The 12,784-nt window shown below is 65.6% G+C and carries 15 protein-coding genes; 7 read left to right on the top strand and 8 right to left on the bottom strand.

Features of this window, described 5'->3' with window-relative positions:
• The first annotated feature begins 80 nt into the window (after window positions 1-80).
• On the top strand, window positions 81-2,234 hold the full coding sequence (locus tag M3P36_RS00815; RefSeq protein WP_249698292.1) for a transglycosylase domain-containing protein: 2,154 nt from the start codon (window positions 81-83) through the stop codon (window positions 2,232-2,234).
• Here the strand turns inward: M3P36_RS00815 and truA are convergent.
• Together truA and fmt are read right to left on the bottom strand one after the other, a co-directional pair.
• Window positions 2,231-2,974 (bottom strand): tRNA pseudouridine(38-40) synthase TruA, encoded by a 744-nt coding sequence (truA, locus tag M3P36_RS00810; protein WP_249698282.1) that lies wholly within the window; start codon window positions 2,972-2,974, stop codon window positions 2,231-2,233. The two genes, M3P36_RS00815 and truA, sit on opposite strands and share 4 nt — an antisense overlap.
• Complete coding sequence (fmt, locus tag M3P36_RS00805; protein ID WP_249698273.1) at window positions 2,971-3,891, bottom strand: methionyl-tRNA formyltransferase; 921 nt, start codon at window positions 3,889-3,891, stop codon at window positions 2,971-2,973. Before fmt ends, truA begins: the two co-directional genes overlap by 4 nt.
• A gap of 43 nt (window positions 3,892-3,934) precedes the next feature.
• Here fmt and recR point away from each other — a divergent pair, with 43 nt between their 5' ends.
• The 3 genes from recR to M3P36_RS00790 are packed head-to-tail and all read left to right on the top strand — an operon-like array spanning window position 3,935 to window position 5,730.
• A complete protein-coding gene (gene recR / locus M3P36_RS00800) occupies window positions 3,935-4,531 on the top strand; it encodes a recombination mediator RecR (RefSeq protein ID WP_249698261.1) in 597 nt (198 codons plus the stop codon).
• Window positions 4,532-4,569: 38 nt separating this feature from the next.
• Window positions 4,570-5,136 (top strand): peptide deformylase, encoded by a 567-nt coding sequence (gene def, locus M3P36_RS00795; RefSeq protein ID WP_249698253.1) that lies wholly within the window; start codon window positions 4,570-4,572, stop codon window positions 5,134-5,136.
• Between the two features lie 45 nt (window positions 5,137-5,181).
• Window positions 5,182-5,730 (top strand): nuclear transport factor 2 family protein, encoded by a 549-nt coding sequence (locus M3P36_RS00790; protein WP_249698244.1) that lies wholly within the window; start codon window positions 5,182-5,184, stop codon window positions 5,728-5,730.
• Here M3P36_RS00790 and M3P36_RS00785 read toward each other — a convergent pair.
• Window positions 5,727-6,125 (bottom strand): four-helix bundle copper-binding protein, encoded by a 399-nt coding sequence (locus M3P36_RS00785; RefSeq protein WP_249698241.1) that lies wholly within the window; start codon window positions 6,123-6,125, stop codon window positions 5,727-5,729. The two genes, M3P36_RS00790 and M3P36_RS00785, sit on opposite strands and share 4 nt — an antisense overlap.
• A 91-nt stretch (window positions 6,126-6,216) precedes the next feature.
• On the opposite strand from M3P36_RS00785, the gene M3P36_RS00780 reads away from it, so the two are divergent.
• Window positions 6,217-6,603, top strand: coding sequence for a DUF1622 domain-containing protein (locus tag M3P36_RS00780; protein WP_249698238.1), 387 nt, complete (start codon window positions 6,217-6,219; stop codon window positions 6,601-6,603).
• 69 nt (window positions 6,604-6,672) lie between these two features.
• Here M3P36_RS00780 and M3P36_RS00775 read toward each other — a convergent pair whose 3' ends face one another.
• Complete coding sequence (locus M3P36_RS00775) at window positions 6,673-8,337, bottom strand: formate--tetrahydrofolate ligase (RefSeq protein ID WP_249698236.1); 1,665 nt, start codon at window positions 8,335-8,337, stop codon at window positions 6,673-6,675.
• 239 nt (window positions 8,338-8,576) lie between these two features.
• Here M3P36_RS00775 and M3P36_RS00770 point away from each other — a divergent pair, with 239 nt between their 5' ends.
• Complete coding sequence (locus M3P36_RS00770; RefSeq protein ID WP_249698224.1) at window positions 8,577-10,007, top strand: DNA recombination protein RmuC; 1,431 nt, start codon at window positions 8,577-8,579, stop codon at window positions 10,005-10,007.
• On the top strand, window positions 10,007-10,756 hold the full coding sequence (locus M3P36_RS00765) for a hypothetical protein (protein ID WP_249698211.1): 750 nt from the start codon (window positions 10,007-10,009) through the stop codon (window positions 10,754-10,756). The genes M3P36_RS00770 and M3P36_RS00765 overlap by 1 nt, the downstream gene beginning before the upstream one ends.
• 13 nt (window positions 10,757-10,769) lie before the next feature.
• Here the strand turns inward: M3P36_RS00765 and M3P36_RS00760 are convergent, their stop codons facing one another.
• The 4 genes from M3P36_RS00760 to M3P36_RS00745 are packed head-to-tail and all read right to left on the bottom strand — an operon-like array spanning window position 10,770 to window position 12,744.
• Entirely contained in the window at window positions 10,770-11,165 is a 396-nt protein-coding gene (locus M3P36_RS00760; RefSeq protein ID WP_249698209.1) for an META domain-containing protein, read from the bottom strand.
• 48 nt (window positions 11,166-11,213) lie between these two features.
• On the bottom strand, window positions 11,214-12,014 hold the full coding sequence (locus M3P36_RS00755) for a TrmH family RNA methyltransferase (protein ID WP_249698208.1): 801 nt from the start codon (window positions 12,012-12,014) through the stop codon (window positions 11,214-11,216).
• 6 nt (window positions 12,015-12,020) lie between these two features.
• Entirely contained in the window at window positions 12,021-12,299 is a 279-nt protein-coding gene (locus M3P36_RS00750) for an HPr family phosphocarrier protein (protein WP_249699034.1), read from the bottom strand.
• 40 nt (window positions 12,300-12,339) lie between these two features.
• Window positions 12,340-12,744 carry a PTS sugar transporter subunit IIA gene (locus M3P36_RS00745; RefSeq protein WP_249698206.1) on the bottom strand — a complete coding sequence of 135 codons (405 nt, stop codon included), beginning with the start codon at window positions 12,742-12,744 and terminating at the stop codon, window positions 12,340-12,342.
• Window positions 12,745-12,784 lie beyond the last annotated feature (40 nt).

The following is a 12,784-nucleotide window of genomic DNA, read 5'->3' as shown; positions in this document are numbered from 1 at the left end:
CAAATCGATTTCGCCAGACTGAATGGGGCTGCGGAATGGGGCTACCCAACGCTGTATTAAATGGATAACACAGTGACACGATGAACTGGTTGCGGTCCAAGCGAAGCGGGAAAGACGGCTATTGGGCGCCGGGCGAGGTAAGCTCGGTGCTGGAAACCGCGCCGTGGCATCCGCTGTTCCAGGGTGAGGGAAAAGACCCGCCGCCGCCGACGACGACGACTTATCCCGGCGCCTTTGCCGACGGCGGTGCGGACGACGGCCTGTCGGCCGCCATCGCTTCTTCACCCGCCAAGCCGAAACGCACCCGCTGGTGGTGGACGATTCGAGGGGTGGCAGGCGCGCTGTTCACTTTCATCCTGCTGGTCGGCTATCTGGCGATCACCGCGCCGCTGTCCAAATCGCTCCAGCCGATTGCCCCCCCGCAGATCACCCTGCTAGCGAGCGACGGCACGCCGATTGCCCGCAACGGGGCGGTGGTGGACGATCCGGTGCTGGTGGCGGACCTGCCGGACCATGTGATCCAGCCGTTCCTGGCGATCGAGGACCGGCGGTTCTATAGCCACTGGGGCGTCGATCCGCGTGGTGTGGCGCGCGCGCTGTTCACCGGGGTGGGCGGGGGCTCCACCATCACCCAGCAGCTCGCTAAGTTCACCTTCCTGACCCCCGAGCAGACGCTGACCCGCAAGGCGCGCGAGGCGCTGATCGCCTTCTGGCTGGAAGCATGGCTGAGCAAGGACGAGATCCTCGAACGTTACCTGTCGAACGCCTATTTCGGCGACAACACCTACGGTCTGCGTGCCGCGTCCCTGCACTATTTCTACCGCCAGCCGGAGAACCTGCGGCCCGAACAGGCGGCCATGCTGGCAGGGCTGTTGCAGGCCCCCAGCCGCCTCGCGCCCACCCGCAACCCCGAAGGCGCGGCCGAGCGGATGCGGCTGGTGCGCAACGCCATGGTGGCCGCCGGCTACCTGACGCAGGAACAGGCCGATGCCATGCCGGTGACGGGCCTCGACGTGCGCCGCCAGCGCGACAACCTGCCGACCGGTACCTATTTCGCCGACTGGGCGCTGCCCGAAGCCCGCCTGCGCAGCGAGGTCGGCTATATCAGCCAGACGCTGACCACCACGCTCGATTCGCGGTTGCAGAACATTGCCCGGCAGGCGGTGCAGCGGGCCAGCCTGGGTGGGGCGCAGGTGGCGCTGGTGGCCATGCGCCCCAACGGCGAGGTGGTGGCGATGATCGGCGGGCGGGACTATGCCACAAGCCCGTTCAACCGCGCGACCCAGGCTCAAAGGCAGGTGGGTTCGACCTTCAAACTGTTCGTCTATCTCGCCGCGCTGGAGGCGGGGTGGGAGCCGGACGATCCCATTTCCAACGCCGAATTCACCGCCGGATCATACCGCCCGCGCAATTCCAACGGCACCTATTCCGACACGATCACCCTGGCCGATGCCTTTGCCCAAAGCTCCAACGTGGCCGCCGTGCGCTTGCAGCAGGAGGTGGGGGACGAAGCGGTGATCGACATGGCCCGCGCGCTGGGCATCACCGCACCGCTCGACCGGGGCGATCCCAGCCTTGCGCTGGGCACATCGACCATGACGCTGGTGGAACTCGTCGCTGCCTATGCCGGGGTGGCGGGCAACCAGTACCCGGTGGAACCGCACGCTTTCGCCCGGCCGGAACAGGGCTGGTGGGACTGGCTGTGGAACGGGCCGGACAGCTTCTCGGGCCGCACGCACGAAAACATCGAGGCCCTGCTGCGCCAGGCGATCAACCGTGGCACCGGGCGCGCGGCAGTTCTGCGCAGCGCCAACTTCGGCAAGACCGGCACCACGCAGGACAACCGCGACGCCCTGTTCGTCGGCTATGCGGGCGAGGGAGAGGACCGGCTGGTGGTCGGCGTATGGGTTGGCAACGATGACAACTCGCCCTTGGGCCGCGTCTCGGGCGGCACGGTCCCGGCGCGTATCTGGCGCGATTTCATGGCGGCGGCGCTGGGCGAACGCACCGCACCCGCGCCGCGCCCGACCGCATCGGCCGATCCCGGAGGACCGGTCCAGCCGCTCGACGTGGAAGGGTTGGACGATATCCCGCTGACCGAAGATGGCGCCACGACGCTGTCGATCGACCAGCAGGGCGCGACAATCAGGACCGATGTGGAAGGCGTGCCGCTCGACATCCGGCTGGACCAGCAGGGCCTGCGGGTCACGCCGAGCGGAGAGCCGCCGGGTTAGTCCGGATAGACCGCCCGCACGAAATACAACCCGTCTGGCGGCGCGTTGAGGCCCAGTGCCGCGCGGTCCTTTGCCTCCAGCGCCTCGCGCACCTGATCCACCCGCCATTGGCCGAGGCCCACCAGCGACAGCGTGCCAACCATCGATCGCACCTGGTGGTGGAGGAAACTGCGCGCTTCGGCCCGCACGATCACATGCTCGCCCTCGCGGCTGATATCGAGCCGGTCGAGCGTCTTTTCCGGGCTTTGCGACTGGCAGTGAACGCTGCGGAATGTGGTGAAATCGTGCCGGCCGACAAGGTGCTGTGCGGCTTCGTGCATGGCGCCTGCATCGAGTGGCCGGGTGATAGCCCAGGCCTTGCCGCGTTCCAGCGTCAGCGGCGCGCGGCGGTTGACGATGCGGTATTCGTAGGCGCGCCCGATGCAGGAAAAGCGGGCGTGCCAGTCATCCGGCCTGGCCTCGCAGGCGATCACCGCGATAGGATCTGGCCGCAGCAGGGCATTGAGTGCGGCCATCAGGCGCGATGGCTCGAAGGGCTTGGCAATCTCCACATGGGCCACCATGCCCAGCGCATGGACCCCGCTATCGGTCCGGCCCGCCGCATGCATCCGCACGTCCTCGCCGGTCACGGCTCGCGCGGCATCTTCCACCGCCTGCTGGATAGACGGGCCGTGATCCTGCCGCTGGAGGCCCATGAACGGGCCGCCGTCGAATTCCAGGGTGAGGGCGAAGCGGGTCATGAAAGGTGCGTTCCGGCGGGGATCGGACGGCCGCGCAACAGGTCGGCTGTCGCCATCGCGGGGCGACCGGCGCGCTGGACCTGAGTAGGGCGGATCGCTCCGGTGGCGCAGGCGACGGTGAGCCTGTCGTCAATGGTGAAGCCTTCCCCATAAGCCGCGAGGCCGGGGAACCTCGCAAGCTCAGCCGCGAGAACCCGGTATCGTTCTCCTTCCAACTCGAACCAAGCACCCGGTGCAGGAGCGAAGGCACGGACCTTACGCTCGACCTGTTCTGCGCTCTTGCTGAAATCGAGCCGCGTTTCGGTCTTGTCGATCTTGTAGGCGTAGGTCACGCCCTCGTCAGGCTGCGGCACGGGGGGATAGGCGTCGATATCGCCCAGCACCTCGACCGCCAGCGTCGCGCCCATCTGCGCCAGCTCGTCGGTCAGTTCGCCGGTAGTCTTGCCATCCACCGCCGTCCGCACCTCAGTCCGCACCGGTCCGGTATCGAGGCCCGCTTCCATCTGCATTACGCCCACGCCGGTTTCCTTGTCCCCCGCCAGGATCGCCCGCTGGATCGGCGCCGCCCCGCGCCAGCGCGGCAGCAGGCTGGCGTGGAGGTTGATGCAGCCGAGGCGCGGCGCATCGAGCACGGCCTGCGGCAGGATCAGGCCATAGGCGGCAACCACGGCGATGTCGGCCTGGAGCGCGGCAAACTCCGCCTGCTCCTCTGCACCCTTCAGCGAGGCAGGATGGCGCACGGGAATCCCCAGTTCCTCTGCCGCCCGGTGAACCGGCGTCGGCGTCAGTTCCTTGCCGCGCCGACCGCCGGGACGCGGGGGCTGGGTATAGGCGGCAACCACTTCATGCCCCGCCGCCACCAGCGCCTTCAGCGCCGGGACAGCGAATTCCGGGGTTCCCATGTAGATGATCCGCATGTGGGGCTTTGCCTTTCCTCAGGGCGGCCCTATCTTCCACAACATGGCATCGCAAGAGATCGAGGCGCTGGCAGGCGCATTGGCCAAGCTTCCCGGGCTCGGCCCGCGTTCGGCGCGCCGCGCGGTGCTGTGGCTGGTCAAGCGGCGCGAAACCGCGCTGGTCCAGGTGATCGAGGCGCTCAGTGCGGTGAAAGAGCGGCTGGTCGAGTGCGACACCTGCGGCAATGTCGATACCAGCAACCCGTGCCCAATCTGCACCGATCCGCGCCGCGATGCGCGGCAGCTGTGCGTGGTGGAAGACGTGGCGGACCTCTGGGCGCTCGATCGCGCCAAGCTGTTTACCGGGCGGTACCACGTGCTGGGCGGCAGGCTTTCGGCGATGGACGGTGTGCGACCCGAAGACCTGACGATCGACCGGCTGGTGGCGCGCGTCGACGCGGGCGGGGTGGACGAGGTGGTGCTCGCCATGAACGCCACCCTGGAAGGCCAGACCACCGCCCACTACATCGCCGAAAAGCTGGAAGGCTATCCGCTGCGCATCACCCAGTTGGCGCATGGCCTGCCGGTGGGGGGCGAGCTGGATTATCTCGATGAGGGGACACTGGCCCAGGCGCTGCGGGCAAGAAGACCGGTGGGTTGAGCCTTGCGAGCAGGGCCAAGCGCTACTAAATGCGCCCCATGGCCATCCTAGAAATCATCGAAGCGCCCGATCCGCGCCTGAAAACCGTCTCCAAGCCCGTCGATACCTTCGACGACCAGCTGAAGACCCTCGTCGATGACATGTTCGAGACGATGTATGCCGCCCATGGCATTGGCCTCGCCGCGATCCAGGTGGGCATTCCGCTGCGCGTGCTGGTGATCGACCTGCAGCCCGATGATCCCGATGCCGAGCCCGAAGAGTGCGATCACGATGGCACGCACCACCATCACCAGCCGACCAAGCGCGAACCGCAGATTTTCATCAACCCGGAAATCCTCGATCCCTCGGCGGAAACCAAGAGCTACCAGGAAGGTTGCCTGTCGGTGCCCGACATCTATGCCGATGTCGAACGCCCGTCCGCCTGCCGCGTCCGCTGGCAGGATTTGCAGGGCAACCAGCACGAGCAGGAAATGGACGAGCTGATGGCCGTCTGCATTCAGCACGAGATGGATCACCTCAACGGCGTGCTGTTCATCGATCACCTCAGCCGACTCAAGCGTTCGATGGCGCTCAAGAAACTGGAAAAGGCGCGCAAGGCGGCGTGACGCGCTAAGCTCCCGCCCGGTGGGATGATTCGGGAGGGAATTGCCATGAAATTCGCCATTGCTGCTGTGCTGACGGCATCATTTACCTTGGCCGGGTGCAGCGATAGCTCTGCGCTCGAAGCGCGGGTCCAGGCGCTGGAAGACACCGCCGCGATCCAGCGGGTTATCACGGACTATTCCGCCCATCTCGATGCGCGCGACTACGATGGCTATGTCGGCCTGTTTACCGAAGACGGCGTCTGGGCCAACGGGTCAACCCGGCGCGAGGGTCGGGTGGAAATCCGCGAAATGCTGACCGGGCTGTTCGGCGAAACCGATCCCGATTTCGTCAACCTGTCGAGCTTCCACCAGATCTCCAATTTCGAGATCGACGTTGATGGCGACACGGCCACGGCCAAGTCCCGCTTCGTTTTCGTCATGCGCGGCGAGGGCGGATCGCCCACGCCGGAGCTGTCGGGCCAGTATCATGACCGGCTCGTACGTGTGGATGGGGAATGGAGGATCGCCGAACGGGTCGATCACACTGTCATGCCTACAGCCGAGGAATGGGTCGCTGAGTTGCAGCGGCGTGGCCTGGCGACCATGGAGAATTAACCCGCCGCGAACATCCCCTCCAGGGCAATCTGGCAGTCACGGGCGCATTCTCGGCACATCTTGGCGCAGCGGCGGCAGTGGGGGTGGTCGTGCTTTTCGCATTCGATCGCGCAGGCCTCGCACGCCGGGATGCAGGTGCGCAACTGCGCCTCGATGACGCGGACGTTGCCCGATGTGCGGCGGCTGGCCACGCGGTAGGTCGCGGTGCAAATGTCCGCGCAATCCATGCACAGGCGGATGCAGGCGGCCATGTCCATGTCCTCGGCGCTGCAGGCATCAGCGCAGGAATTGCAGATCGCCGCGCAATACATTGCATGGCGCACGGCCTCGGCCAGCTCCTCGTTGAAATCGCTTCCCACATGGGGATGCTCGCGGATCATTTCCTTGATGGACATGGGTCGCCTCCTTTCGGGTGACTGACGGGTGGGGGCTGGGATGGTTCCGGCATGGAGGGAACAGCCTCGCAGTTCTGCGGGTTGCCTGCACATGTCCACACCCGAAGACTTCATGCTGGAAATTGCCCGCTGGACCGCGCGCGGGTTCGAACTGGCGGGCATCGCGGCGATCGTGACGGGCACGCTGATCGCCCTCACGCTGTTCGTGAAGCGCAGTCTTGGCATCGGCAGGCCACCCGAGCTGGCGGGCGAGCGCGACATTATCGCCGCCTTCCGCCGTTCGCTGGGGCGGTCGATCCTGATCGGGCTGGAGCTGCTGGTCGCCGCCGACATCATCCTGACCGTGGCGGTGCGGCCGACCTGGGACAGCGTGCTGGTACTGGGCGCGATCGTGCTGATCCGCACTTTCCTGTCGGTGAGCCTGGAGATCGAGATCGAAGGCCGCCTTCCGTGGCGCAAGGCTGACGCCAAGGAATAGGCGGCGTAGCGAAAAGGGCCGCCTCCTTGCGGAAGCGGCCCCTTGATATTCAGTCCTGAACCGTAAGGCTTAGAACAGCCCTTCGATCTGGCCGTTCTCATCCAGATAGATGTTCTCGGCCGAAGGCACCTTGGGCAGCCCGGGCATGGTCATGATCTCGCCGGCGATGGCGACCACAAAGCCCGCGCCTGCCGACAGGCGCACTTCGCGGATGGTCACGTCATGATCGACAGGCGCGCCCAGCGCTGTTGGATCGGTGGAGAACGAATACTGCGTCTTGGCCATGCAGACCGGGAAGTGGCCATAGCCCATGTCTTCCCATGCCTTGAGCTGGCTGCGGACGGCAGGCGAGATAGTCACCGAACCGGCACGATAGATCTCGGTGCAGACCGTGGTGATCTTGTCGGCCAGCTTCATTTCGCTGGGGTAGAGCTGGTTGAAATCGGGCGCGCCCTTGTCGGCCTTGGCCGCCACGATGTACGCCAGTTCTTCCGCGCCTGCCGAACCATCGGCCCAGTGCTTGCAGATCACGGCTTCGGCGCCGTATTCCTTGGCCATCTCGATGATCACTGCGATTTCGGCATCGGTGTCGAGGTAGAAGTGGTTGATCGCGATGGTCGGGGTGATGCCGAACTTCTTCACGTTCTCGATGTGGCGGCGCAGGTTGACCGAACCCTTGCGCACCGCTTCCACGTTCTCGCCGGTGGTGAGGTCCTTCTTAGCCACGCCGCCATTCATCTTGAGCGCGCGGACAGTGGCAACCAGCACCACGGCGTCGGGCGTGAGGCCCGCCAGGCGGCACTTGATGTCCATGAACTTTTCGGCGCCAAGGTCGGCACCGAAGCCCGCTTCGGTCACGACATAGTCGGCCATGCGCAGCGCGGTCTTGGTGGCGATCACGCTGTTACAGCCGTGGGCGATGTTGGCGAAGGGCCCGCCGTGAAGGAAGGCCGGGCGGTTTTCCAGCGTCTGCACCAGGTTGGGCAGGATGGCATCCTTCAGCAGCACGGCCATGGCCTTCTCGGCCTTGATGTCGCGGCAGAACACCGGGGTCTTGTCGCGGCGATAGGCTACGATGATGTCGCCCAGGCGCTTTTCGAGGTCTTCGAGGTCGGCCGCGAGGCACAGGATGGCCATGATTTCCGAAGCCACGGTGATGTCGAAGCCGGTTTCACGCGGGAAGCCGTTCGATACGCCGCCCAGCGGGCCGACGATCTGGCGCAGCGCGCGGTCGTTCATGTCGAGCACACGGCGCCAGGTCACGCGGCGCAGGTCAATTTCGAGGCCGTTGCCCCAGTAGATGTGGTTGTCGAGCATGGCCGACAGCAGGTTGTGCGCGCTGGTGATGGCGTGGAAGTCACCCGTGAAGTGCAGGTTGATCTCGTCCATCGGCATGACCTGGCTCTTGCCGCCGCCGGCGCCGCCGCCCTTGACGCCGAAGCAGGGGCCAAGGCTCGGCTCGCGCAGGCACAGCATGGTCTTCTTGCCGATGCGGTGCAGCGCGTCCGACAGGCCGACAGAGGTGGTGGTCTTGCCTTCGCCTGCCGGGGTGGGGTTCACCGCGGTGACGAGGATCAGCTTGCCGTTGCTGGTGGTGGGCAGGGTGGCCGTATCGACCTTGGCCTTGTACTTGCCATAGGGGATCAGCGCTTCATCGGGCACGCCGGCATTCTTGGCGACCTCGGTGATCGGGATAAGCGTGGCTTGACGAGCGATTTCGATGTCGGTCAGCATGGGGGCGTCCTCTCCTGATTAATCCGCCGCTGGAGACTGCAAAGTTTCATAGCTGCGAAATTTTCGCGAATCTGAATTTGTAAGCACCCCATACAATTTTGCCGGGGGTTTTCTCAAGGGGTTTCGCATATCGGGGGCCTGCCTTGCGGCGGGTCGGCGGGGGATGACCGGGCGGGGCGGCTTGTGCGGTTGGGCGTTGTAGGATATGTTCTCTCTTCGTTCTAACTGTTGAGTGCGCCATGGATCCCCTCGTCATCATCGTTGCCCTCGTCTTCGCACTGATCGCGGGCGTGCTCGGCTGGTTGTTCGGCAAGCAACCGGTCGCGGGCCTGCGCGCGAGCCTTGCCAGGGCAGAGGAGGATGCGCGAGAGCGGGCCGATGCTCTGGCGCGGATGACGCCGGAACTCGCAACGATGAGCGAACGCGCGGCGCGGGCGGACGGGCTGGCGCAGGCGCTGGATCAGGCACGGGGTGAGCGGGAGGGTCTGCGGGCCGAACTCGCCACGTTGAGAGCCAATGCTGCCAATTTCGAGGAGCAACAGCGCCTGCTGATCGAAGCGAAAGAGGGCCTGCTCAAGGAATTCCAGAATGCCGGCAGTGCCGTGCTGGGCAAGGCGCAGGAGGATTTCCTCCGCCGCGCCGACGAACGGTTCCGCCAGTCGGAGGAGAAGGGCGAGGAGAAGCTGAAGGCCCTGCTCAGCCCGGTGGGCGAGCGGCTGAAAAGCTATGAGGAACAGGTGCTGGCGCTAGAGAGCAAGCGCGTCGATGCCTTCGGCCAGCTCGCCGGCGTGATCGAGGAGATGCGCAAGGGGCAGGAGGATGTGAAGCGCGAGGCGCAGCGGCTGGGCAACTCGCTGACCAACGCTCCCAAGGCCCGCGGCCGCTGGGGCGAACGCGCGCTGCAGAACGTGCTGGAGCAATGCGGCCTGTCGCAGCACACCGATTTCACGCTGGAGCACTCGCTGGAAACGGACGGCGGGCGGCTGCGGCCCGATGCCATCGTCCGGGTGCCGGGCAACAAGATGCTGGTGATCGACGCCAAGGTCTCGCTGAACGCCTACCAGGCCGCGTTCGAGGCGGACAACGATGCGGACCGCAAGCGCAACCTCGATCTCCACGCCAAGTCGATGCGAACCCATGTCCAGACGCTGGGTGCCAAAAGCTACCAGAGCCAGTTCGAGGAAGCGCCCGACTATGTGGTGATGTTCGTGCCGGGCGAGCATTTCGTGGCCGCGGCGCTCGAACATGATCCCGAACTGTGGGATTTCGCCTTCCGCAATGGCGTGCTGCTGGCGACGCCGACCAACCTCGTCGCCATTGCCCGCACCGTGGCGCAGGTCTGGCGGCAGGACAAAATGGCAACCGAGGCCAAGGAAATCGGCCGCATGGGGGCGGAATTGTATGGTCGCCTCAAGACGGCCGCCGATCACCTCAAGCGTGTGGGCGGCGGGCTGGAATCTGCGGTGACGAATTACAACAAGTTCGTCGGCAGTTTTGAGCGCAATGTCCTGTCTTCGGGCAAGCGCATGGCCGACAAGGGGCTGGAGATCGCCGCCGAGATCGAGGACGTGCCGCTGGTCGAGGCCCTGCCGCGCTATGGCGCACTCGATGCAGAGGAACCGGCGGCACTGCCTTCGGTTGAGGGCGGACAGGAACAGGAGACACCCTGATGAAATCTGCCCACTTCCTGGCGCTGCCGTTTATGGCGGTGCTGGCCGCCTGCGGTAACGATGCCGAGCCGGTGGAGGCCGATCCCGCTGCCGAAGCGCAAGTCACCGCCGCCGATCCGTCCGGCCAATACGCCCCGCGCAACGATTGCGCCGAGGTGGCAGGAGCGCAGGCTTTCCTCGACGAGGTGAACGCTGCTGTCGCCGCGCGCGATGTCGATGCCTTCGTCAATTTGGCCGATGTCCATGTGCGGCTGGGCTTCGGCGGCGAGGATGGCGCGGCCAACCTGCGTCAGTCGTTTGAAGCAAACGACGGTGGCATGTGGGACGAGATCGCCACTCTGATGGTCATGGGCTGCGCTGTGACCGAGGGCGGGGAATTCACCACCATCACCCTGCCGTGGTACTTCGCGCAGGACATGACCGGCGATCCGTTCGAGACAATGATTGTCACCGGCGAGGACGTGGCGATCCATGAAGCCGCCGCGCTCACCAGTCCGCCTCTCGCCACGGTGTCGTGGGAAGCGGTGCAACTTGTGCTCGAACCGGGATCGAACGTCATCGAATTCGGTGGACCGGACGACAACAATGGCTGGCGCCGCGTGCGCCTGCCCGCAGGGGGCGGAGCGGGGGCCGATCCAGTGGAAGGTTACATGCCCGCAGATGCCTTGCGCAGCCTGGTCGATTACCGCCTGCTGGCACACGACGGCGATGGCCGGTGGAAGATCAGCGCGCTATTGGCGGGGGATTGACGGGGCCAAGTTCTCAGGGCTGACGCACGGCCACTAACCGGTGTCCGGTACCCTCCAACGCCAGTCGGCCGCCTTCCATCGAGATTGTCGCGCCACCTTGCAACAGCGTGCCGAGCGCCTCTTCATGCTCCATCCGTCCGTCGCAATACATGCGCGTTGCCGCGAGCGGTCCTGCGGTTAGCTTGCCACCGGCCACGGAGTAGGTCCCGCCAAGCCGGTTGCACCCGGCGCTGGCGGACAGGCTGTTGGCGGTAAAGGCCAGCATCGATCCTTCTGCCGCCCGCGCGCCGTCTATGGTGGCGATCCGCCAGGAGGTTCCGGCAAGGCCCGCAGGCGGAGCGGCAGTCGTGGCACAGCCCGTGGCCAGCAAAGCCAGGGCAATGGCGACAAAGAAGGGTTTGCGGTTCATGCGACGCTTTTCGTTCAGGCAGGCTTGCGCGGGGCTGAACGCTACTTTCTAGCCCTCCAGCGTCGCCAGCACCTCGTAAGCCAGCACCGCAGCAGCCACGGCAGCGTTCAGACTGTCGGCCCGCCCCTTCATCGGCATGGTCACGCGCAGGTCGCAGGCCGCCTCGTATTCCTCGGGCAGGCCGCGCGATTCGTTGCCGACCATAACGAAGCAGGGGGCGGCATAGGGTGCGCCGCGATAGGGCACGGCATCGCGCAGGCTCGCCGCCACCAGTTGCCCCGGCCTGGCGCGCAGCCACGGCAGGAACTCCTCCCACGTGCCTCGCGCGATCTTCTGGGTGAATACCGCGCCCATTGAAGCGCGCACGGCTTCGACGCTGAACGGATCGGCGCAATCGTCGATCAGGATCAGTCCGCCAGCGCCCACCGCATCGCCGGTGCGCAGCATCGTGCCAAGGTTACCCGGATCGCGCAGCGCCTGGGCCACCAGCCAGATTGGCGCGGCCGACAGGTCCAGCCCGGTCAGCGAGGTATCGAATTCGGCAAACACTCCAGCGACACTCTGGGCATTGTCCTTGCCAGTGATCTTGGAGAGGATATCGGGCGCGGTCTCGATCACCTCGCCGCCGCTGGCGTTGACCGCTGCTTCCAGCGCATCGACCAGCGGGTGCGGATCGCGCGCGGTGCTCATCACCAGCACTTCAGGCACATGCCCGCAAGCCAGAGCATCGGTCAGCAGCCGCAGCCCTTCGGCCAGGAACCTGCCCGCAGCCTTGCGGTGCTTCTTCTCGCGCAGGGCGCGCAGCTCCTTGACGACAGGATTGGAAAAGCCGGTGATCTGGCGGCGCATGAAGTCCTACCGGTCCTCGCCGAAACCGTCTTCGACCATGAACACGAGTTCGGCCAGCCGCGCTTCGGCATTGTCGCCGGTCACGCTAATTTCGACCGTATCGCCCTTGGCAGCGCCCAGCATCATCAGGCCAAGGATCGAGCCCCCGGCAGCAGAATGCCCGTCACGCGATACGGTCACCGCCACATCGCTCATCTGCGCCACTGCGCCCACGAATTTCGCACTCGCCCGTGCATGCAGCCCGCGCTTGTTGACGATGACGACCTGCTTGCTTGCCTCTGCCAGCCTGACCTCCCCCGGTGCGTCGCCATGTGTGGCGATCGAACTATGCATCCTGGCCCAGGAATTCCGAAGCCAGGGTGATGTAGTTACGCCCGGCATCGCGCGCGGCGCAAGCGGCATGGGCGAGGTCCAGCTCCTTGCGGGCACCGGCCAGCCGAATCAGCATCGGCAGGTTGATGCCGGCGATCACTTCGGTCCGCCCGCGTTCGAGCAGCGAGATGGCGAGGTTTGACGGAGTGCCGCCGAACAGGTCGGTCAGGATCACCGCGCCCGCGCCGGTATCAACCGCCTCAATCGCGGCGGCGATTTCCTCGCGCCGCTGCTCCATGTCGTCATGCGGACCGATGCAGACGGTCGCCACGTCCACTTGCGCGCCGACCACGTGTTCCATCGCGTGGACGAATTCCTCGGCCAGGCGGCCATGGGTAACCAGAATCATGCCGATCATGGGTGCTGCAAACTCGCAAATGGGGAAAGGGGGGATAGGC

The organism is Altererythrobacter sp. KTW20L (genome assembly GCF_023501975.1).
Taxonomy (GTDB): domain Bacteria; phylum Pseudomonadota; class Alphaproteobacteria; order Sphingomonadales; family Sphingomonadaceae; genus Alteraurantiacibacter.
Note: the sequence above shows the minus strand (reverse complement) of the source record. Positions and strands in the feature narration are given on the sequence as shown.

Bases quoted from the DNA above. Each gene is read 5' to 3' on its own strand.
- M3P36_RS00815 (WP_249698292.1), top strand. From the start codon at position 81: ATGAACTGGTTGCGGTCCAAGCGAAGCGGGAAAGACGGCTATTGGGCG.
- truA (WP_249698282.1), bottom strand. From the start codon at position 2,974: ATGACCCGCTTCGCCCTCACCCTGGAATTCGACGGCGGCCCGTTCATG.
- fmt (WP_249698273.1), bottom strand. From the start codon at position 3,891: ATGCGGATCATCTACATGGGAACCCCGGAATTCGCTGTCCCGGCGCTG.
- recR (WP_249698261.1), top strand. From the start codon at position 3,935: ATGGCATCGCAAGAGATCGAGGCGCTGGCAGGCGCATTGGCCAAGCTT.
- def (WP_249698253.1), top strand. From the start codon at position 4,570: ATGGCCATCCTAGAAATCATCGAAGCGCCCGATCCGCGCCTGAAAACC.
- M3P36_RS00790 (WP_249698244.1), top strand. From the start codon at position 5,182: ATGAAATTCGCCATTGCTGCTGTGCTGACGGCATCATTTACCTTGGCC.
- M3P36_RS00785 (WP_249698241.1), bottom strand. From the start codon at position 6,125: ATGTCCATCAAGGAAATGATCCGCGAGCATCCCCATGTGGGAAGCGAT.
- M3P36_RS00780 (WP_249698238.1), top strand. From the start codon at position 6,217: ATGTCCACACCCGAAGACTTCATGCTGGAAATTGCCCGCTGGACCGCG.
- M3P36_RS00775 (WP_249698236.1), bottom strand. From the start codon at position 8,337: ATGCTGACCGACATCGAAATCGCTCGTCAAGCCACGCTTATCCCGATC.
- M3P36_RS00770 (WP_249698224.1), top strand. From the start codon at position 8,577: ATGGATCCCCTCGTCATCATCGTTGCCCTCGTCTTCGCACTGATCGCG.
- M3P36_RS00765 (WP_249698211.1), top strand. From the start codon at position 10,007: ATGAAATCTGCCCACTTCCTGGCGCTGCCGTTTATGGCGGTGCTGGCC.
- M3P36_RS00760 (WP_249698209.1), bottom strand. From the start codon at position 11,165: ATGAACCGCAAACCCTTCTTTGTCGCCATTGCCCTGGCTTTGCTGGCC.
- M3P36_RS00755 (WP_249698208.1), bottom strand. From the start codon at position 12,014: ATGCGCCGCCAGATCACCGGCTTTTCCAATCCTGTCGTCAAGGAGCTG.
- M3P36_RS00745 (WP_249698206.1), bottom strand. From the start codon at position 12,744: ATGATCGGCATGATTCTGGTTACCCATGGCCGCCTGGCCGAGGAATTC.